The 453-nt window shown below is 41.5% G+C and carries 1 tRNA gene and 1 rRNA gene; both read left to right on the forward strand.

From position 1 onward, the window contains the following. Positions 1-87: ribosomal RNA gene (locus HGH47_RS12295) — 16S ribosomal RNA — on the forward strand; the annotation flags it as partial. An 86-nt stretch (positions 88-173) separates the two neighbouring features. Next, a tRNA-Ile gene (locus tag HGH47_RS12300) sits at positions 174-247 on the forward strand. The last annotated feature ends 206 nt before the right edge of the window (positions 248-453 follow it).

Raw genomic sequence — 453 nt, forward strand, 5'->3', positions numbered from 1 at the left:
GGGACGGTGCCGAAGGTACGCTTGGTAAGGAGGGTGAAGTCGTAACAAGGTAGCCGTACCGGAAGGTGCGGCTGGATCACCTCCTTTCTTAGAGAAAGGTAAATACTAAATGCTTTGTAGTTGTACACAAGGCGTACGCTTATCTCCTCTTCTTTCCCTCTCTTTTTTTATACGGGCCTGTAGCTCAGTTGGTTAGAGCACTTCTCTGATAAGGAAGGGGTCATTAGTTCAACTCTAATCAGGCCCATTAACAGCTGAGTGAATAGCTGAAATCTTTATTTTGATTGAATAATCGGAATAAAGAAATTGTTCTTTGAAAGATGAGGGAAGGGAAAGAAAGAATGCTTGAAGGCGAGTTTTTTTTGTTGAAAAGGAATGAGCCGGAGAGTAGAGAAATAAGGTAAAAAGAAATGTTCTTGGCGATTGCTTGAATAAGCAAACGTTTTAAGAAGG

The sequence above is a fragment of the Treponema sp. OMZ 805 genome, from assembly GCF_050937395.1.
Classification (GTDB): Bacteria; Spirochaetota; Spirochaetia; order Treponematales; family Treponemataceae; genus Treponema.